The 19,137-nt window shown below is 71.2% G+C and carries 20 protein-coding genes and 1 pseudogene; 14 read left to right on the forward strand and 7 right to left on the reverse strand.

Features of this window, described 5'->3' with window-relative positions:
* Positions 1-6 precede the first annotated feature (6 nt).
* The 5 genes from hpaB to hpaD are packed head-to-tail and all read left to right on the forward strand — an operon-like array spanning position 7 to position 6,335.
* Positions 7-1,476 (forward strand): 4-hydroxyphenylacetate 3-monooxygenase, oxygenase component, encoded by a 1,470-nt coding sequence (gene hpaB / locus ABZ464_RS15635; protein WP_359276446.1) that lies wholly within the window; start codon positions 7-9, stop codon positions 1,474-1,476.
* Positions 1,473-2,933, forward strand: coding sequence for a fumarylacetoacetate hydrolase family protein (locus tag ABZ464_RS15640; RefSeq protein ID WP_359276449.1), 1,461 nt, complete (start codon positions 1,473-1,475; stop codon positions 2,931-2,933). Before hpaB ends, ABZ464_RS15640 begins: the two co-directional genes overlap by 4 nt.
* Positions 2,930-3,856: a 4-hydroxy-tetrahydrodipicolinate synthase gene (dapA, locus tag ABZ464_RS15645; protein ID WP_359276451.1), complete on the forward strand. Its 927-nt coding sequence runs from the start codon at positions 2,930-2,932 to the stop codon at positions 3,854-3,856. The genes ABZ464_RS15640 and dapA overlap by 4 nt, the downstream gene beginning before the upstream one ends.
* A 2-nt stretch (positions 3,857-3,858) precedes the next feature.
* Positions 3,859-5,343 carry a 5-carboxymethyl-2-hydroxymuconate semialdehyde dehydrogenase gene (hpaE, locus tag ABZ464_RS15650; RefSeq protein ID WP_359276454.1) on the forward strand — a complete coding sequence of 495 codons (1,485 nt, stop codon included), beginning with the start codon at positions 3,859-3,861 and terminating at the stop codon, positions 5,341-5,343.
* On the forward strand, positions 5,340-6,335 hold the full coding sequence (gene hpaD, locus ABZ464_RS15655; protein WP_359276456.1) for a 3,4-dihydroxyphenylacetate 2,3-dioxygenase: 996 nt from the start codon (positions 5,340-5,342) through the stop codon (positions 6,333-6,335). Before hpaE ends, hpaD begins: the two co-directional genes overlap by 4 nt.
* 191 nt (positions 6,336-6,526) lie before the next feature.
* Here hpaD and ABZ464_RS15660 read toward each other — a convergent pair.
* Positions 6,527-6,799: pseudogene (locus ABZ464_RS15660) on the reverse strand (alkanal monooxygenase); the annotation flags it as partial.
* Between ABZ464_RS15660 and ABZ464_RS15665 the strand changes: the two are divergent.
* The 5 genes from ABZ464_RS15665 to ABZ464_RS15685 all read left to right on the forward strand — a co-directional run bounded on the left by ABZ464_RS15665 (position 6,776) and on the right by ABZ464_RS15685 (position 10,258).
* Positions 6,776-6,907 carry a hypothetical protein gene (locus tag ABZ464_RS15665; protein ID WP_359276850.1) on the forward strand — a complete coding sequence of 44 codons (132 nt, stop codon included), beginning with the start codon at positions 6,776-6,778 and terminating at the stop codon, positions 6,905-6,907. The pseudogene ABZ464_RS15660 and the gene ABZ464_RS15665 overlap by 24 nt on opposite strands.
* A 225-nt stretch (positions 6,908-7,132) precedes the next feature.
* The gene (locus tag ABZ464_RS15670) at positions 7,133-7,651 is read left to right on the forward strand and encodes a GNAT family N-acetyltransferase (RefSeq protein WP_359276459.1); all 519 of its coding nucleotides are present in this window, start codon (positions 7,133-7,135) and stop codon (positions 7,649-7,651) included.
* A gap of 203 nt (positions 7,652-7,854) precedes the next feature.
* Positions 7,855-8,505: a DsbA family protein gene (locus ABZ464_RS15675; protein WP_359276461.1), complete on the forward strand. Its 651-nt coding sequence runs from the start codon at positions 7,855-7,857 to the stop codon at positions 8,503-8,505.
* 49 nt (positions 8,506-8,554) lie between these two features.
* The gene (locus ABZ464_RS15680; protein ID WP_359276464.1) at positions 8,555-9,367 is read left to right on the forward strand and encodes an MBL fold metallo-hydrolase; all 813 of its coding nucleotides are present in this window, start codon (positions 8,555-8,557) and stop codon (positions 9,365-9,367) included.
* Positions 9,368-9,370: 3 nt separating this feature from the next.
* Positions 9,371-10,258, forward strand: a complete 888-nt coding sequence (locus ABZ464_RS15685; protein WP_359276467.1) for an aquaporin — start codon at positions 9,371-9,373, stop codon at positions 10,256-10,258.
* On the opposite strand, the gene ABZ464_RS15690 is transcribed toward ABZ464_RS15685, so the two are convergent.
* The 3 genes from ABZ464_RS15690 to ABZ464_RS15700 form a co-directional block, all read right to left on the reverse strand.
* Positions 10,149-11,090, reverse strand: coding sequence for an AraC family transcriptional regulator (locus tag ABZ464_RS15690; RefSeq protein ID WP_359276470.1), 942 nt, complete (start codon positions 11,088-11,090; stop codon positions 10,149-10,151). The two genes, ABZ464_RS15685 and ABZ464_RS15690, sit on opposite strands and share 110 nt — an antisense overlap.
* Positions 11,091-11,211: 121 nt before the next feature.
* Positions 11,212-12,267, reverse strand: a complete 1,056-nt coding sequence (locus ABZ464_RS15695) for an ABC transporter ATP-binding protein (RefSeq protein ID WP_359276473.1) — start codon at positions 12,265-12,267, stop codon at positions 11,212-11,214.
* A 48-nt stretch (positions 12,268-12,315) separates the two neighbouring features.
* Complete coding sequence (locus ABZ464_RS15700) at positions 12,316-13,053, reverse strand: ABC transporter transmembrane domain-containing protein (protein WP_359276476.1); 738 nt, start codon at positions 13,051-13,053, stop codon at positions 12,316-12,318.
* Here ABZ464_RS15700 and ABZ464_RS15705 point away from each other — a divergent pair.
* The 3 genes from ABZ464_RS15705 (at position 12,992) to mug (ending at position 15,680) form a co-directional block, all read left to right on the forward strand.
* Positions 12,992-13,300, forward strand: a complete 309-nt coding sequence (locus tag ABZ464_RS15705; protein ID WP_359276478.1) for a helix-turn-helix domain-containing protein — start codon at positions 12,992-12,994, stop codon at positions 13,298-13,300. The two genes, ABZ464_RS15700 and ABZ464_RS15705, sit on opposite strands and share 62 nt — an antisense overlap.
* 395 nt (positions 13,301-13,695) lie before the next feature.
* Entirely contained in the window at positions 13,696-15,138 is a 1,443-nt protein-coding gene (purB, locus tag ABZ464_RS15710; protein ID WP_359276481.1) for an adenylosuccinate lyase, read from the forward strand.
* Positions 15,135-15,680: a G/U mismatch-specific DNA glycosylase gene (gene mug / locus ABZ464_RS15715; protein WP_359276830.1), complete on the forward strand. Its 546-nt coding sequence runs from the start codon at positions 15,135-15,137 to the stop codon at positions 15,678-15,680. Before purB ends, mug begins: the two co-directional genes overlap by 4 nt.
* Before the next feature lie 90 nt (positions 15,681-15,770).
* Here mug and ABZ464_RS15720 read toward each other — a convergent pair whose 3' ends face one another.
* From ABZ464_RS15720 to ABZ464_RS15730, 3 genes are read right to left on the reverse strand one after another with little or no spacing between them, the layout of a single operon-like run.
* On the reverse strand, positions 15,771-16,145 hold the full coding sequence (locus ABZ464_RS15720) for a hypothetical protein (protein WP_359276483.1): 375 nt from the start codon (positions 16,143-16,145) through the stop codon (positions 15,771-15,773).
* A 57-nt stretch (positions 16,146-16,202) separates the two neighbouring features.
* Positions 16,203-16,928: an ABC transporter permease gene (locus ABZ464_RS15725; protein WP_359276486.1), complete on the reverse strand. Its 726-nt coding sequence runs from the start codon at positions 16,926-16,928 to the stop codon at positions 16,203-16,205.
* 2 nt (positions 16,929-16,930) lie between these two features.
* On the reverse strand, positions 16,931-17,863 hold the full coding sequence (locus tag ABZ464_RS15730; protein ID WP_359276488.1) for an ATP-binding cassette domain-containing protein: 933 nt from the start codon (positions 17,861-17,863) through the stop codon (positions 16,931-16,933).
* A gap of 110 nt (positions 17,864-17,973) precedes the next feature.
* Here ABZ464_RS15730 and ABZ464_RS15735 point away from each other — a divergent pair, with 110 nt between their 5' ends.
* Positions 17,974-19,128, forward strand: a complete 1,155-nt coding sequence (locus ABZ464_RS15735) for a histidine kinase (protein ID WP_359276491.1) — start codon at positions 17,974-17,976, stop codon at positions 19,126-19,128.
* Positions 19,129-19,137: the final 9 nt, after the last annotated feature.

The following is a 19,137-nucleotide window of genomic DNA, read 5'->3' on the forward strand; positions in this document are numbered from 1 at the left end:
CACGACATGCCAGCCCGCACCGGCAAGGAGTACCTGGAGCGCCTCTCCGCCTCCCGTCCCACTGTGCACATCCAGGGGGAGACCCTCACCGGAGGTGTCCAGGACCACCCCGCCTTCCGCAATGTGGTGCGGACCTACGCCGAGCTGTACGACCTCCAGCACACAGCCGAGCACAAGGACACCCTCACCTACCTCTCCCCCACGTCCGGTGAGCCGGTGGGCACCTCCTTCCTCACCCCCCGGACTCCGGAGGACCTCGTCAAGCGCCGTCGGGCGTTCAAGGTGTGGGCCGACCACAGCAACGGCATGCTCGGCCGTACCGGCGACTACATGAACAGCTCTCTGATGGCGCTCGCCTCGGCCGCCGACTGGTTCGCACAGGCCGACCCCGCCTTCGGCGAGAACATCCGCCGCTACTACGAGAAGGTCCGCGAAGAGGACCTGCTGTGCACCCACACGCTGATCCCGCCGCAGGTCAACCGGTCCGTGGCCGGCACCCAGCAGGCGGGCGGGAAGCTGGCCGCGCGGATCGTGAAGGAGGACGACAACGGCGTCGTGATCCACGGCGCCCGCATGCTCGCCACCATCGCGCCGTTCGCCGACGAGATGCTCGTCTTCCCCTCGACCGTGCTGCGCGGCACCCCCGAGGACAAGCCGTACTCGTACGCCTTCGCCATCCCCAACGACACTCCGGGCCTGCGCTACATCGCCCGCGAGCCGCTGGACCACGACCGCCCCCGCCACGACCACCCACTCGCCTCCCGCTTCGAGGAGTCCGACTGCGTGGTGGTCTTCGACAACGTGCACGTGCCCTACGAGCGCTGCTTCGCCCTCGGTGACGCCGAGCTGTGCAACGGCTTCTACTCGCAGACGGCGTCCGTGGTGCACATGACCCACCAGGTCGTCACCCGGACCACCGCCAAGACCGAGTACATCCTCGGCCTGGTGTCGCTGCTCACGGAAGCCATCGGCATCGAGCAGTTCCAGCACGTCCAGGAGGACATCGCCGAGATCATCACCACGCTGGAGATGCTGCGCGCCTTCCTGCGCGCGGCAGAAGCGGACGCCCAGGTCAACGAGTACGGGGTCCTCACGCCGGCCTTCGCCCCGCTGAACGCCGCCCGCAACCTCTACCCGAAGCTGTACCAGCGCTTCCCACAGATCCTGCGCAAGCTCGGCGCATCCGGCCTGATGGCCACCCCGACCGAACTCGACATCGACGGCCCGGCCGCCGCCGACATCGAGGCCTACCTGCAGTCCGCGACCCTGACCGGCCCGGAGCGCGTCAGGCTCTTCCGCCTGGTGTGGGACACCTGCATCTCCGCCTTCTCCAGCCGCCAGGCGCTGTACGAGTACTACTTCTTCGGCGACCCGGTCCGGATGGCGGGCGCCTATGTGAAGTCCTACGACCGCGAGCCCTACAAGGCCAAGGTGCAGAACTTCCTGAGCCGGCACAGCCTGGAGCGTTCCTCATGACACACCCGTTGGGGAATCTCCCGTCGAAGATCATCGCAGTACATCTGAACTACCCGAGCCGGGCGAAGGAACGGGGACGGGTGCCCGCCCATCCGTCGTACTTCCTCAAGCCGCCGTCGTCGCTGGCGGGGACGAAGGAGCCGATCGTACGGCCGTCGGGTTGCGAACTCCTCGGGTTCGAGGGCGAGATCGCCCTCGTCATCGGCTCGCGCGCGCAGCGCGTGGAGCCGGAGGACGGCTGGTCGTACGTGCGCTGGGTGACGGCCGCCAACGACGCGGGCGTGTACGACCTGCGGTACGCGGACCGCGGCTCCAACCTCCGCTCCAAGGGCGCCGACGGTTTCACCCCCATCGGTCCGCGCCTGCTGGACGCCCGCCGGCTCGATCCGGCCGCGCTTCGGGTGCGGACCTGGGTCAACGGTGAGCCGGCGCAGGACGACACCACCGACACCCTGCTGTTCCCGTTCGGGCAGCTGATCGCCGATCTGTCGCGGCTGGTCACCCTGGAGCCGGGAGACGTCATCCTCACCGGCACCCCGGCAGGCGCCTCGGTCGCGCAGCCGGGGGATCTGGTCGAGGTCGAGGTCACCGCCGGCGAGCTGTCGACCGGGCGGCTGGCCAACCCGATCGCCGAAGGCGGACCACTCGCCCCCTACGGGGCGATGCCGAGGACCGACCCGGCCGAGCGGGAAGCCGCCTACGGCGTGGCGTACGAACCGGAGCCTCCCCCAGCTACCGCTGGGCGGTGCCCCCAGCTCGACCCGCGGCTGGCCGACGGGCTGCGCTCGGTCGCCGTGGCGACGCTCAGTGCTCAGATGCGCTCGCGTGGGCTGCCGCACATGTCGATCGACGGGGTACGGCCGGTCGGCCCGGGAGGTCCTTCCATGGTGGGCGTCGCCCACACTCTGCGGTATCTGCCGCTGCGTGAGGACCTGTTCCAGCGGTACGGCACCGGCATGAACGCCCAGAAGCGGGCGATCGAGGAACTGCGCCCCGGGCACGTCCTGGTGATGGACGCCCGCCGGGACGCCAGTGCCGGCACGCTCGGCGACATCCTCGCCCTGCGGGCGGCCAAGCGGGGCGCGGCCGGGGTCGTCACCGACGGCGCGGTCCGCGACAGCGCCGCCGTCGCCGAGCTGGGCCTGCCCGTCTACGCGGCCGGCGCCCATCCGTCCGTGCTGGGCCGCCGTCACGTCCCCTGGGACACCGGCGTGCCGATCGCCTGCGGCGGCGCCCTCGTCCAGCCCGGCGACCTCATCGTCGGCGACGCGGACGGCGTGGTCGTCGTCCCCCCGGAGCTGGCCGCCGAGCTGGTCGCCGACTGCCGGGAGCAGGAGCGGCAGGAGCGGTTCATCGCCGAGCGGGTCGCCGCGGGCGAGAGCGTCGATGGTCTGTATCCGCTGGGTCCGGCCTGGCGGGACGTCTATGAGAACTGGTGCAAGGGAGAGACACAGTGAAGTTCCGCAGCGATCCGTCGGTCATCCGCGGGTCCATCGCCCCCGTCGTCACCCCGTTCACGGCGGACGGCGCCGTCGACCACGACAGCCTGCGCGGCCTGATCCGTTTCCAGCTGGAGTCCGGCTCGCACGGCATCTCGCTCGGAGGCTCGACCGGTGAGCCGAGCGCGCAAAGCACCGCCGAGCGGATCGCCAGCATGCGCACGGCGGCCGCGGTGATCGACAACCGGGTGCCGTTCCTGCCCGGGACCGGCTCGGCCAAGCTGGACGAGACCCTCGAAATGACCGCCGCCGCCCAGGAGTTGGGCGCGGACGCGGCCCTGGTCATCACGCCGTACTACGCCCGCCCCACCCAGGAGGCCCTCTACCAGTGGTACGCGACGGTGGCCCGGGAGTTCCCGGACCTGCCGATCGTCGCCTACAACGTGCCCTCCCGCACGGCCGTCGACATCGCCCCAGAGACGGTCAAGCGCCTGTTCAGCGACTTCGACAACTTCGTCGGGGTGAAGGAGACGACCAAGGACTTCGAGCACTTCTCGCGTGTGCTGCACGCCTGCGGGCGTTCCCTTCTGGTGTGGTCCGGCATCGAGTTGCTGTGCCTGCCGCTGCTCGCCCTCGGCGGTGCCGGCTTCGTGTCGGCAGTCGCCAACCTGGCGCCGGGCGCGGTGGCGCGGATGTACGAGCTGTGGGAGGCCGGCGACTTCGACGCGGCCCGTGACCTGCACTACCGGCTGCACCCGCTGGTCGACCTGCTGTTCGTCGAGACCAACCCGGCCCCCGCCAAGTGGGTGCTCGCACAGCAGGGCCGTATCTCCTCCGCGCACGTCCGCCCGCCGCTGACCACACCCACCGAGGCGGGTCTGACGAAGATCCGCGCACTGCTCGCCGAGGGCGGCGACCTCACCGCACCGATCGGAGCCTGAACATGACAGCCATCGAGGGGTTGCCCTCCACCATCCCGCACTGGATCGGCGGCGAACTCCTCGACGCCGCCGACGGCCGCACCTTCGACGTCGCCGATCCCGTCTCCAACACGCCGTACGCCCAAGCCGCGCGCGGCTCGGCGGCTGATGTCGAACGAGCCGTGACCGCCGCACGGGCCGCCTTCCCGGCCTGGTCGGGCATCTCCCACCGCGAGCGCGCAGGCGTGCTGTACCGGATCGCCGACGCGGTCGAGGCCCGCCACGACCGTCTCGCCGCGTTCGAGACCTACGACACCGGACTGCCCATCACCCAGGCCAAGGGCCAGGCCCGCCGGGCCGCCGAGAACTTCCGCTACTTCGCGGACGTCATCGTCGCCCTCGGCGAGGAGGCCTTCCGGCAGGGCGAGGAGCAGTTCTCCTACGTCGTGCGCACCCCGGTCGGGGTCGCCGGGCTGATCACACCGTGGAACACCCCGTTCATGCTGGAGAGCTGGAAGCTGGCCCCGGCCCTCGCCTCCGGCTGCACACTGATCCTGAAGCCGGCCGAGTGGACCCCGCTGTCGGCCTCCCTCTGGCCGGAGATCTTCACCGAGGCGGGCGTGCCGGCCGGCGTGGTGAACATCGTGCACGGCATCGGCGAGGAGGCCGGCCAGGCCCTGGTCGACCATCCGGACGTACCGCTGATCTCCTTCACCGGCTCCACCGACACCGGCCGCCACATCATCCGCTCCAGCGCCCAGCACCTGAAGACCACCTCCATGGAGCTGGGCGGCAAGTCCCCGGCCGTCGTCTTCGCCGACGCCGACCTCGAAGCCGCCCTCGACTCCGTCGTCTTCGGCGTGTTCTCCCTCAACGGCGAGCGCTGCACAGCCGGTTCACGGGTCCTCGTCGAGCGCCCGCTGTACGAGGAGTTCACCCGCCGGCTGGCCGAGCGGGCGGCGAACGTCCGCGTCGGGCTGCCCGCCGACCCGGCCACCGAGGTCGGCGCACTCGTCCACCCCGAGCACTACACACGCGTCCTGAACTATGTCGAGATCGGCAAGAAGGAGGCGAAGCTGGTCGCGGGCGGCACCCGCCCCGGCCATCTCACCGAGGGCAACTACCTCCAGCCCACCGTCTTCGCCGACGTCGAGCGCGACGCCCGTATCTTCCAGGAGGAGATCTTCGGCCCGGTCGTCGCCGTCGCACCCTTCGACACCGAGGCCGAGGCGATCGAGCTGGCCAACGCCACCCAGTTCGGTCTGGCCGCCTACATCTGGACCTCCGACCTCAAGCGCGGCCACCGCATCGCCCACGCCGTCGACTCCGGCATGATCTGGCTCAACTCCCACAACGTCCGTGACCTGCGCACCCCCTTCGGCGGTGTCAAGGCCTCAGGGGTGGGACGGGAGGGCGGCGCCCACTCCATCGACTTCTACACCGAGTCGAAGATCGTCCACGTCGCCCTCGGTGACGTCCACACCCCCCGCTTCGGAGCCGGCTCATGACCGCACCCGACGTCATCCGCTCCGCCTACGCGCAGCTGGCCGTCACCGACCTCGGGGCAGCCCGCTGGTTCTGGGTCGACATGCTCGGCTTCCACGTCCAGTACGAGGACGCCGGCACCCTCTGCCTGCGCGGCACCGACGAACTCACCCACCACTCCCTGGTGTTGAGGCGCGGCGAGCAGCCCGCCCTCGACCACATCGCCTACCGGGTGCGCACCCCGGAGGACGTCGACAAGGCCGAGAGGTTCTTCACCGGACTCGGCCAACCGGTCAAGCGACTGAAGAAAGGCGAAGGCACCCCCGGCATCGGCGACGCGGTACGGGTGGTGGACCCGCTCGGCTTCCCCGTCGAGTTCTTCCACGACATCGACCGCGCCGAACGCCTCATCCAACGCTACGACCTGCGCCACGGCGCCGAGATCGCCCGCCTGGACCACTTCAACCTCTGCACCCCCGACATCCCCGCCGCCCACACCCACTACAAATCCCTCGGCTTCGGCTGCTCCGAGACCATCGAAGGCGACGAACACGAGCTGTACGCGGCCTGGATGTACCGCAAGCAGACCGTCCACGACGTCGCCTTCACCGGCGGCGCCGGACCCCGCCTGCACCACCTCGGCGTCGCCACCCACGAGTCCCACCAGGTGCTGCGCGCCGCGGACCTGTTCGGCGCGGTGCGCAAGGAACACCACATCGAACGCGGCCCGGGCCGGCACGGCGTCTCCAACGCCTTCTACCTGTACCTGCGCGACCCCGACGGCCACCGCGTGGAGATCTACACCTCCGACTACTACACCGGCGACCCCGACCACGAGACGTACCGCTGGAACGTGAACGACGACCGCCGCCGCGACTTCTGGGGCAACGCCGTCATCGAGTCCTGGTACAAGGAAGCCACCCCGGTCCTCGACCTCGACGGAAACCCGCAAACCGTTTCGGACGCCCTGCTCGACGAAAGCGCCGTCCAGGTGGGAGCGGACGGCCTCGGCTGACATCCGCCGACGGCCTCGACGTACGGGTGGTGCACCGTGTCACCGGGCTGTCGTCCTTGAGGAGTGACGTGCGTCGGACTCCGGTTCATGCTGGACCGGAGCCCGACTCAGGAGGGCCCGTCACGCAGCTGCGCTGCGCGGCAGGCAACCCGTACGCGTCGGCGATGAGTTCGTACGAACGGAGCCGTGCGCGCCAGGGTCATGACGCTGATGAGAGCGTACGGCGAGCCGAGAGTCGACGAGGGGTGGAAGGACTCGCGGTACAGGTCCAGGGCGGCGACGGTGTTGTGCGGGGCGAAGTGGTGGCCGAAGGCCAACGGGAGGCCGAGGGCTCCGGCCAGGCGGGCACCGAAGCCGGATGAGCCCAGGATCCACAGAGGCGGCCGGTGGGGGTCCTGGACCCCTCCGGGTGTGCCGCCTTGGACGGGGCCGGGGATTGCGTGGACGTGCCGGTAGGGGTGGCCTCCGCCACCGCCGTCGAGTACTGGGCGTTTCACGACGACGCCGGCACCCTCGAACGTGTCGCGGCCGACGCCTTCGAAGCCGCGGCCGGAGCATTCTCCGACGCGTGAGGCAGGCAGGGCGCCGCGCCCTCCTCATCCCTGGCATCAGCGATTGCTCCAGCCTTGCCCGCGATGATCGAACTTCGTGACCTCACAGACGATGACACCGACCTGGTGGCGTACTTCTCCGTGAGCGGGCGGGAGCCCACCGGTTCCCTCCAGGCCGTCCAGCTCGACGGCGGGGTGACACCCCGCCGGCACGCCCAAGGCATCGGTTCTCTTCTCGTCCCGGCCATGCTGAAGCGCAGTCGGGAGGTACATGCCGAACACGCCCCGCAGGTCCCGGTCCGCTTCGGGATCACAGGGAACACGGACGACACATCCCAAGCCGCCCTCCTCACCGCGCACGGTGACGCGTTCGAAGACCAGCCCGGTGCGGCACGTTGGTCTGCCGACGACTGGCAGGAGATGGTGGTCGACAAGAGCCAGGTCCGCTGGGACCTGTCCGCCGTCGCCACCTCGGGTGACGAGGTCGCGGCCTATCTCCACACAGAGGAATGGCCCGCAGGCGAGGCCGCGGCAGGAACCCGCGAAGGGTGGATCGCGCGCCTGGGGTCCCGTCGCGTACACCGAGGACGTGGGCTCGCGACGACGCTCTTGGTTCGTGCCCTGCACGCGTGTGCCGCGGACGGCCTGACGGCGGTAGGGCTCGAAGTGGACCCCAGGAACCCCACCGACCCGCTGACGATCTATCTGCGCACAAATTTCGCGGTGACGGCGCGACTCACCGAGTACCAGCTCACCGAAGACTGAGGCGCGACCTCAGGGCTCAGCCACGATCACCCGGAAGCCTCTACGGAGACCGGGTTGGCACGGAGGCTCACAAGGCTGTCAGTTTTTCACCATCTCGTGTCGTCCTGACACCCGGGGAGCCCCCCTTTCCGACCATAGCTTTGAGCTTGTCAACCCGACCGAGACAGGCAGCCGGGTGACGGAATTCGGAAAGGATGACACTCATGGAATCCGTGGAGCGCATTCCACTGACCTACGCCTTCGACGCCTACTGCGGCTGGTGCTACGGCTTCGGCCCGGCCCTGCACGAGTTCGCCACCACCAACGCGGACCGGATCGAGCTGCGGGTGCTGTCCGGCGGACTGTTCACCGGCTCCCGCGCACTGCCGGTGTCGGCCTACCCCCACATCCCCGGCGCCAACGACCGCATCGCCCAGCTGACCGGCGTCACGTTCGGCGACGGCTACCGTGCCGCGCTGGCGGACGGCAGTGCCGTGATGGACTCCGCCGATGCCGCCACAGGCCTGGTCGCACTGCGCAGCCAGCCCGGCGCGAACGCCCTGGATGCCGCAGCCGCGCTGCAGCGTGCCTGGTACGTCGACGGCCGCAGCCTCTCCGACCCCGCGGTCTACCGGGACCTCGCCGCCGAGCTGGGCCTGGACGCCGACGCCGTGGCAGCCGCCTACGCCTCCCCCGCCACCCGTGCGGAGGCGGCGGCCGACTTCCTCAAGGTGCGCCGGCTGGGCGTCGACGGCTACCCGACGCTGCTGCTGCACACCGCACACGGCACCGACCGCCTGGGCGGCCCGGTCTCCTCGGCCGACGCGCTCACCCACGCCCTGGACCAGCACCTGGCCGCCACCACAGGCGCCTGAACCCACCCACCCCACCCCTTTACAACAACACCCTGAAAGGCGATACACCATGTCGACCACCCTGACGTACACCGTCCACACCGCCGGCGACACCGGCCTGCACAAGTCGTCCGTCCTGATCACCGGCGAGCGCGAAGCCCTCCTGGTCGACGGCCAGTTCACCCTGGCCGAGCAGCACCGGGTGCTGGCGGACATCATCGACAGCGGCAAGGAGCTGACCACCGTCGTGGTCACCACCTCCGACCCCGACTACTACTTCGGCCTGGAAGTGATCCGCAAGGCGTTCCCGGACGTGCGGATCGTCGCCACCGCCACCACCGTTCAGCGGATCAAGGCCAGCTGGGAGAAGAAGCTCAAGACCTGGGCGCACCTGGGCACCAACCTGCCCACCGAAGTGATCATCCCAGAGGTGCTGGACGGCGACCGGGTCAGCATCGAGGGCCACGACTTCGAGCTCCGCGGCGGCCACCCGGACCTCGTGTGGCGCACCGAGTACCTGTGGCAGCCCGAGGACCGCGCGGTCGTGGGCGGGGTGCTGCTCTTCGCCGGCCTGCACGTGTGGACCGCCGACACCCCCACGCCGCGTGAGCGGACCGCCTGGACCGAGACCCTCGAGGAGATGGAACGCCTCGCCCCGCGCTTCGTGGTGGCCGGCCACCGCGCCGCGGACTCTCCCACCGACGCCTCCGTGATCGCCTATACCCGCACCTACCTCGCCGAGTTCGAGAAGGAACTGACCGCGAGCGGCAACGACTCCGAGGCGCTCAAGGCCGCGCTCCTCGAGCGCCACCCGGACCTCGGCCTGCTGGTGGCCCTGGACCTGGGCACCAAGGTCGCCACCGGCGAGATGACCTGGGGCTGACCGATGCTCACCTCCACCCGAGTGCCCGCGCCGCGGGCCACCGGGACGGCGTCCGGCGGCGGCACCGGCAGAGCCGGTGCCGCCGGGAGGCCCGCGGCCCAGGGCGGCACGACCGCCCGGGCCGCGGCCGCCGCGGAGTTCGCCCTCACCGGCGGCCTGCTGTTCGCCCTGGTCACCACCGTCCGATGGGTCATGGCCTCCCCGCTCAGCCGTGCCCTGCCCGGGCCCCACCTCCAGCTCACGGCCGTGGCCCTGATCGTTGGGGCGGCGCTCGCCTGGGCGCTGTCCTCCCCATGGGGCCGCCTGTCCGGGGGCCACCTCAACCCGGCCGTCACCCTCGCCCTGTGGCTCACCGGCGCCTTCCCCGGCCGCCGTGTCCTGCCGTACGTCGCCGCCCAGCTCACCGGTTCCCTGGCCGGCACCGGCCTGGCCCGCCTCGTATGGGGCCCGGTCGTCGACGCTCGTATGGCCTACGCCGCGGTCCAGCCCACCCCCGCCTGGTCGACAGCCGCCGTGTTCACCGTCGAAGCCGCGGCCACCGCCGCGATCCTCGCCGTCGCCCTGCTGCTGATGTCCCGCCCCGCCTGGACGCGCTGGATCCCGCTCGCCCTGCCCGCCGCCACCGCCCTGGTCATCGTCACCCTCGGCACCCTCACCGGCGGGTCCGCCAACCCCGCCCGCCAGTTCGGCCCCGCCCTCTGGGCCCACCAGCCCGTCTACTGGTCACACCTGTGGATCTATCTGGTGGCACCGCTCGCAGGGGCAGTCCTTCCCGCCCTGGTCAGCCGGTACCGGGCACATCGCCCCCGCCACTCTCCTCCGAGCGGCCCCGCACGCTCGCGCGGAAAGCGATCGGAGACTGAGCGGTGCGCTGCTGGAAGTACTTGCTGAAATTGGTGGCACTGGTGAAGCCCAGCTGCGCCGCGATCCGGGACGCCGACTGGTCGCCGTGCGCCAGGAGGCGTTTGGCCTCCAGGATCACCCGCCGGTCGATGAACTCCTTCGCTCCCACCCCCGCACCGGCCAGCGTGGCCCGGGAGAGGGTACGGGGCGAGTAGCCCAGGGTGTGGGCGTAGTCCTCCAGGCGCCGCGTCCGGGTGAAGTCGCGTTCGACCGCGTCACGGAAGTGCACGAAGGTCTCTCCCGGCTCCGGGGCCGGGCTGCCGACCGGCATGGTGCGCTGTGAAAGGCGCAGCACCAGAACTGCCAGCAGGTGACGCAGCACCGCCACATGCGCTTCCAGCGGAATGCCGCGCAGCGCCTGGAACTCGAGTGCCAGATGATGCACGGCCACCTCCAACGCGTGGCCGTCGTCGAGGTCGGGGACCTGGAGCACGGGTGCGTGCGGATCATCCACGCGCGCGGCTGCGACGGTGCCCGGATCGACGAAATCGCGCTCGAAGAGAACAAGGGTGCCCTCGGCCTCGTGCAGATCACCCCACTGCTGCACCTGGCCGGGCCGGACCCACAGCCACGAGCCCGGCTTGAGGGCGTAGGCGGTGAAGTCCACCGTGTGCCACAAGGAGCCGCTGGAGAGAGTGATCAGGTGGTGGAACGTCGGCCGCTGAGGTGTCCTCAACCCCACTCCGGCCATGCGGACGGCGGCGCGCTCCCTCAGCTGCGCCAGAGACATGACCTCGACGCCGGTCGGAATGCCGACCGGCGGGGCAAAGGCGACGTCCGCGATCTCACGCGGGCCGCCAGGTCGTTTTCTCACCGTCACCAGTAGTCACCATGTACAGAGCCGGCCTGTCCACCTCTCAGTCCGAGGGGTAGGTGGCCGGTACAGGCTGCGATCGGATGCCACCAACCGCAGCATAAGAGGTCCTGACAGAAGTGTTTGATCACGCGATGCCACGGATGGCGTCGCCAGCCGGCGTCAGCGGGTGTCGTACGCGCTCTGGGGCGTTTCGGGCGGCCGCGGGGTCGGCTGCGATACGCAGAGCTTCTATCAGGTCGCGGTAGAGGGAGTCCGTCGCGAGGAGCTCCTCGTGGGTACCGCGGGTGCGGATACTGCCGCCCTCCATCACCACGATGGTGTCGGCATCGATCACGGTCGACAGCCGGTGGGCGATGGTGATGACGGCACCGCGGGCCGCGCGGACGCGGACACAGTCCTGGACGGCGGCCTCGGTCAAGCCGTCGAGCTGAGCCGTGGCCTCATCCAGGAGCAGTACGTCCGGGGTGCGGAGCAGGGCTCGGGCCAGAGCGATTCGCTGGCGTTCGCCGCCTGAGACGGTCGTGCCGGACAGGGGGGTGTCGAGGCCGTCGTCCAGGGCGTTGATCTTCTCGGTGAGCCGTACCTCGTGCAGGACCTGCTGCAGTTCCGCGTCCGTCGCGTCAGGACGGGAGAGCAGCAGGTTGTCCCGGATCGTTCCCGGGACGATCGGGGTGTCCTGCTCGACGTAGGCGAGGCGCGCGCGGATCTCGTGATGACTGTGTTCGCGGTACGGGCGGCCGTCCAGGAGCAGTTCGCCCTGTGCCGGCTCCAGAAACCGCAGGATCAGAGAGAAGAGGGTCGTCTTGCCCGCGCCTGACTGTCCGACGATCGCAGTGTGCCCGCGTCGCGGGACTACCAGTGCCACGTCCCGCACTGCCGCCTCGGCGTCCGGGCCGTAGGCGACGCTGACGTTCTTCAGCTCCAGCACCGGACTCTCCGGCATCGGCCCTACCGACAGCGCCGGTCCGCTGGGAACACCTTCCGCCAGGCCGTCCGCCTCCCCTTCCGCCTGCATCTCGTCGATCTCCCGTATACGCTCCGCCGCGGCGATACCCGACTGGAGCGCCGTGACGTTCTGGCTCAGTTCGTTGATCGGGTCCATCAGGCCGAACGCGTACAGCAGGAATGCGATGAGGCTGGAGATTCCCAGGTGCCCGTCGGCGACTCGCCAGGCGCCCACGCCAAGGACGAGAACAATCGCCAGCTCGATACCGGACGAGGCGATCGTTCAGGCCAGCGCCTCGCGGCGGACCGCGCGGACGCTCTGCTCGGCGGCGGAGCGCGCGTCGGACAGGATGCGCTCGGCGGTGCGGGCCTCGGCTCGGCTGACCTTCACGGTCCGGACGGCGCGCAGGGCGCCCTCCAGTGTGCCGCCGAGCCGCCCGAGGTGCTCCTGGGCGTGCTGCTGGGCGGCGGCGATTCCGGGCATCAGGGTGGCGAACAGGACGGCGACCACCATCACGGCCGCTGCGGTCGTCCCCAGCAGCACGAGGTCGAGCACGCCCATCAGGGTGAGGGTCCCGATCAGCATGACCGTGGCGTTGATCAAGTTGACCAGGGTGCCGGTGGCTGCCTCGTGCAGCAGGACCGTGTCGGAGGTGACGCGGGTGACGAGTTCGCCCGGCGGGCGCCGGGTGACGGAGGGCACGGTGGCTTTCAGGAAGCGCCGCACCATCGATTCGCGTGCCCCGAGCACCACGCGCTCACCCAGTTCGCCGAGCAGTGTCCACTGCCAGTACGTGACGGCGCTGCCGACCACCAGCAGTCCCAGCAGGGTGAGTACCGGCGCCCGCAGCGACGCCGATCCGCCCAGCGCGTCGATCACCCCCTTCGTGACCATGGGCGTGGCCAGTCCGAGCGCCGACCCCACGAGGCCCAAAGCCAGAGCCAGGGCCAACGAGCCCTTGTGGGGTCGGGCGAACGACCAGAGGATCCGCAACCGCGGTGCGGCCGTTTTCAGGTTCATATGTTCCATAACTCGGCGCGCCATCCTCGACGCGGCCATCACCCTCCTCGCAACCGACCCGACCGCGTCGCTCAGCGAGGTCGCCGCGGCCGCCGGAGTGGGACGTACGACCGTCCACCGATATTTCCCAGAGCGCTCGGACCTGCTGGCGGCCATCGGCGTAGATCGGCGACGGTCCCGCGGCCGACGTCGCCAAGCTGGTGGGGCAGCGGCTGATCTCACGCCACCGAGCGAAGGCCGTCCATAGGGGGCGCCTCCTCCGTTGCGTTTGATCTCATTTCGCGCTCCAGCTTTCAGGTCTCACGGTTTCGTAGCGCCGCTAGCGCCTTGTCGAAGTCGGGGCGCTTGGTGTCCGCCTTTTAGCCAGCAAATTCTTGCTCTTGCGCAGGCAGAGGTCCATGAGAGGCTTGACGGCCATCGGGGGTGGTGCTCCTTGGCGCTCGGATTGGGGTCCCGCGCAGGGCGGCGCCAAGGGGTTTTACAGGGGAGCGGCTGCCGGGGGCCCCAGCCGCCGAGGGTCCAGCGGCGGCCCACGTGGGCCAAGTCCTCCGGGAGACACCCTCGGGTGACGCCCGTCTCGTAGGATCCGCCGAACGGGACCGTGTCGCTGGCCTGCACGAATCGCCAGTAGAATCCGTACACGTGACTTCTGCGCCCGCCAAGCCCCGCATCCCGAACGTCCTCGCCGGACGCTACGCCTCCGCCGAGCTCGCCACGCTCTGGTCGCCCGAGCAGAAGGTGAAGCTGGAGCGTCAGCTCTGGCTCGCCGTACTGCGGGCCCAGAAGGACCTCGGGATCGAGGTGCCGGACGCGGCGATCGCCGACTACGAGCGTGTCCTCGACACCGTCGACCTCGCGTCCATCGCCGAGCGCGAGAAGGTCACGCGGCACGACGTGAAGGCGCGGATCGAGGAGTTCAACGACCTCGCCGGGCACGAGCAGGTCCACAAGGGCATGACGTCCCGCGACCTCACGGAGAACGTCGAGCAGCTGCAGATCCGCCTCTCGCTGGAGCTGGTCCGCGACCGCACGGTGGCCGTGCTGGCGCGCCTCGGCAAGCTGGCCGGCGAGTACGGCGAGCTGGTCATGGCCGGCCGCTCGCACAACGTGGCCGCGCAGGCCACCACCCTCGGCAAGCGCTTCGCGACGGCCGCCGACGAGCTGCTCGTGGCGTACGGCCGGGTCGAGGAGCTGCTCGGCCGCTACCCGCTGCGCGGCATCAAGGGCCCGGTCGGGACGGCACAGGACATGCTGGACCTGCTGGGCGGTGACGCGGGCAAGCTCGCGGAGCTGGAGGACCGGATCGCGGGCCACCTGGGCTTCTCGCAGGCGTTCACCTCCGTGGGCCAGGTCTACCCGCGCTCGCTGGACTACGAGGTCGTGACCGCGCTGGTGCAGCTCGCCGGCGCCCCCTCCTCGCTCGCGAAGACGATCCGGCTGATGGCGGGCCACGAGCTGGTCACCGAGGGCTTCAAGCCCGGCCAGGTCGGCTCCTCGGCGATGCCGCACAAGATGAACACCCGCTCCTGCGAGCGCGTCAACGGCCTCATGGTCATCCTGCGCGGCTACGCGTCGATGACCGGCGAGCTGGCGGGCGACCAGTGGAACGAGGGCGACGTGTCCTGCTCGGTGGTGCGCCGGGTGGCCCTGCCGGACGCGTTCTTCGCGCTGGACGGCCTGCTGGAGACGTTCCTGACGGTGCTCGACGAGTTCGGCGCCTTCCCCGCGGTCGTGGCCCGGGAGCTGGACCGCTACCTGCCGTTCCTCGCCACCACCAAGGTGCTGATGGGCGCGGTGCGCGCGGGCGTGGGCCGTGAGCTCGCGCACGAGGCGATCAAGGAGAACGCCGTCGCCTCCGCCCTCGCGATGCGCGAGCAGGGCGCCGAGCGCAACGAGCTGCTGGACAAGCTGGCCGCCGACGAGCGTCTGCCGCTCGACCGCGCCGAGCTGGACGCCCTGATGGCCGACAAGCTGTCCTTCACGGGCGCGGCGGCCGCGCAGGTCGCCACGGTCGTCGGCCGGATCGAGGAGATCGTGAAGCAGCGTCCGGAGGCGGCCGGTTACACCCCCGGGGCGATCCTCTGACCCGGTTCACCCCGGAGCAGTTGGAGGCCGCCCGCGACCGTCTGGTACCGGACGTCGTCGCGGGCGGTCTGCGTGTGCTGTTCTGCGGCATCAACCCGGGGCTGATGACGGCGGCGACCGGTCACCACTTCGCCCGTCCGGGCAACCGCTTCTGGCCCGTGCTGCACCTGTCCGGTTTCGCACCGAGGCTGATGAAGCCGGCCGAGCAGGGCGAACTGCTGTCGTACGGCCTCGGCATCACGAACGTGGTGGCGCGGGCGACCGCGCGGGCCGACGAGCTGAGCGCCGAGGAGTACCGCGAGGGCGGGCGGCTGCTCACGGAGAAGGTGACCCGGCTGGAGCCGCGCTGGCTGGCGGTGGTCGGCGTGACCGCCTACCGGGCCGCCTTCGAGGACCGGAGGGCCTCGGTGGGGCCGCAGGAGCGGGTGATCGGACGGACCCGCGTGTGGGTGCTGCCCAATCCCAGCGGACTCAACGCCCACTGGACGGCGGCGACGATGGCGGAGGAGTTCGCCCGGCTGCGGGTGGCAGCGGAGGACTGAGCGACGCAGAGGGCTGAGCGACGCAGAGGGCTGAGCGACGCAGAGGGCTGAGCGACGCAGGGGGCTGTGCGGCGCAGGACTGAGCGGCGGTCAGGGCGGGTCGGTCTCGGTGACGACGAGGAGGAGTTCTATCTCGTCGTCCGGGTCGAGGTCGGCCACGCCCAGGGCGACCCAGCGGCCGTGCTCGGCGACCTGCCAGAGGTACACGTCTCCCACCCGCAGGCTCAGTTCGGCCCAGGGCGCGGGTATCTGCTCGCTCGCGGTCCGCAGCCGTACCGTCTGCAGGCCGATGTGTTCCGGCGCGCCCCATCTCCGCGTCAGTTTCCCGGCCAGGTCATCCCTCTCCTCATGGATCCGCTCCGCCTCCGCGACGCGCACCGCGGCGTCCGCCGCCCCGAGACCGTGGCTGGTCGCTAAGGCGGCGGTGCGGTCGCCGGGACCGGCGAGCAACCTCTCGATGTCCATGGATCCAGTAAACCCGCCGCCACTGACAATTGGTGGCCCGTCAGTCCCGCACTCCGCTCAGGCGTCCCTGCGCCGCAGCCGCCACGCTCCCGCCGTGACCGCGGCCGCCGCCCACAGGGCCGTCACCGCGAGCCCGGACCAGGGCCCTAGGCTGCCGTCCCAGCTGCTGTGGAGCGCCACTTGGCCGGCCCGGTCGGGCAGGAGGTCGGCGGCGTTGCCGGACATGTCACCGACGACGAAGGACACGACGAGGAGGAACGGGATCAGGATGCTGAGCGCCCCCGTCCCGCTGCGCAGCGCCGCCGTCAGTCCGGCGGCCAGCAGCGCCATCAACGTCAGGTAGAGGGCGCATCCGGCCACCGCGCGCAGGCCGTCGGCCGGGCCCGGGACGTCCGCCCGGTCGCCGAGCGTCGCGCTGCCCACCACCAGGGTCGCCAGGCCCGTGACCAGGCCGACGGCCAGGACGGGCAGGGCGATCGCCGTCAGCTTGGCGGCGAACCAGCGGCCCCGCCGCGGTACGGCCGCCAGCGACACCCTCAGCGCACCGCCCTGGAACTCGGCGGACACGGCCGTCGTACCGAAGACGACTGCCGCGATCTGGCCGAAGCTCACCCCGAAGAAGACGGAGAAGAGCGGGTCGGAGGCGGAACCGTGGGCACCGGCCGGCACCGAGAAGGCCACCGTGGCGACGAGGACCGCGCACAGGGCGCCGGTCTGCGACCGCAGCGTACGGATCTTGATCCACTCGGAGTGGAGCGCAGGCGTGAAGTCCGACGGGGTCATGGTCAGGCCTCCTGGTGCAGACGGGGCTGCGGAGCCGCGAACTCCGCGTCGGCGGCGGTGAGGTCGAGGTAGGCCTGCTCCAGCGTGCCTTCCTCCGTGGTCAGTTCGAGCAGGGGCACTCCGGCGGCGGAGACGAGGGCGCCGATGTCGTCCACGCGCGCGGGGGACACCGTCCAGTGCCCTTCGGGGTGTTCCTCGGCCTCGTGGCCGTGCCGGGCGAGTACGGTCCGCAGGGTGGCGGGGTCCGTCGTGCGGATGCGGACGCGGGGGTGCACGCGCGCGTCGATGAAGTCCCGCAGCGGGGTGTCGGCCAGCAGCCGGCCCCGGCCCAGGACGACGAGGTGGTCGGCGAACGAGGCGGTCTCGTTCATGAGGTGGCTGGAGACCAGCACCGTGCGGCCCTCGGCGGCGAGTCCGCGCAGCAACCCGCGGATCCAGACGATGCCTTCGGGGTCGAGGCCGTTGGACGGCTCGTCGAGCAGGACCACTTCGGGGTCGCCGAGCAGGGCGGCGGCGATGCCGAGGCGCTGGCGCATGCCGAGGGAGTACGTCCGCACCCGCCGGCGTGCGGCCGGGGCGAGGCCGGTCTCCTCCAGGACCTCGTCCACCCGGCGGGCCGGGACGCGGTTGCTCGCGGCGAGGGCGAGGAGGTGGTCGCGGCCGGTCCGGGAGCCGTGCGCGGCCTGTGCGTCGAGCAGGGCGCCGACCCGGCGGAGGGGGTCCGGGAGGGTGACGTAGGGGCGGCCGCCGACGGTGGCGGTGCCGGACGTGGGCCGGTCGAGACCGAGGACGAGGCGCAGGGTGGTGGACTTGCCGGCGCCGTTGGGGCCGAGGAAGCCCGTGACCCGGCCGGGCCGGACGCCGAAGGTGAGCCGGTCGACGGCGCGCCGGTTGCCGTACTCCTTGGTGAGGTCGTGGACGTCGATGCTGGTCATGGCCACGACTCTGGCCGCCGGCCGGGGCACGGGGCCTCCCCCGGCCGGGGAGAGCGTCTCCCCCGCTCGGGGGAGGTCCGTTGTCAGTGGGTCCTGGCAGGCTTGTCCGCATGGGCCGCTTGCTGCGCCCGCTGCTGCGGGGGACGACGTACACACGACTGCTGCACCTGTGGGTGCCGGTGCTGGTCGTGAGCGTCTGGATGTTCATCGACCCGTCCCGGCCCTGGGTGCCCGCGCTGCTGCTCGTCCCCGTCGGTCTGATCCCGGGGGTGCGCAGGGGCGAGGGGGTGCAGGCGCGGCTGCTGCTTCTGCCCGGCGAGGCCGGCCCGGGCTTCTCGATGGCCCCGTCCGCGACGTGGCGCGACCGGTTGCGCACGGTGGTGTGGCTGGAAGTGCGCATGCTGCTGGGCGTGTCGACGGTCTTCGCCTGCGTCTGGCTGCCCGCCCTCTGCTACGAGCTGACGGCCGCCGCCCTCGGTCACCCGGGCGGCGACATCCCCCTCGTGCGGGACGCCCCCGGCCACTGGGCCTGGGCGCTGCTCGCCCCCCTGCCCCTCTTCGTGCTGTACGGCGTGGTGGTCGGCCTCGGCCGGCTGGTCACCGAGGCCGCCCGGGCCCTCCTCGGTCCCTCCGCCGCCGAGCGGCTCGCCGCCCTGGAGGAGCGGACCGAGCAGCTGTTGGAGCGCACCCGTATCGCGCGGGAGCTGCACGACTCCATCGGGCACGCGCTGACGGTGGCGGTGGTGCAGGCGGGCGCGGCACGGGCGGCCGGCGACGCGGAGTTCACCGACCGGGCCCTGGCGGCCATCGAGGACACGGGGCGGTCGGCGCTGGCGGATCTGGAGCGGGTGCTCGGGGTGCTGCGCGAGGCGGAGCGCCCGGTGCGCGGCCGGCCCACGCTCGCCGAGGCCGACCGGCTCCTGGAGTCCGCGCGGGCGTCCGGCGCGAAGGTCGACGCCGAGCTGACGGGCCCGCTGGACACCGTGCCGGGACCGGTCTCCCGGGAGGGCTACCGGATCCTCCAGGAGGCGCTGACCAATGTGCTGCGGCACGCGGGAGCCGTCCCGGTCCGGGTCCGCGTGGGCGTCGCGGAGGACACCCTGCGTCTGGAGGTGCGCAATCCGCTGGCGGCCTCCATACAGGGCCCCGGGCGGGGCAGCGGGCTGCGTGGGATACGCGAGCGCGCGGCCCTGCTCGGGGGACACTCCTCGACGGGTCCGGACGCGGGCGACTGGCAGGTGCGGGCGGAGCTGCCGTTGCGCTGATCTACGCTG

The organism is Streptomyces sp. NPDC005820 (assembly GCF_040630255.1).
GTDB lineage: Bacteria > Actinomycetota > Actinomycetes > Streptomycetales > Streptomycetaceae > Streptomyces.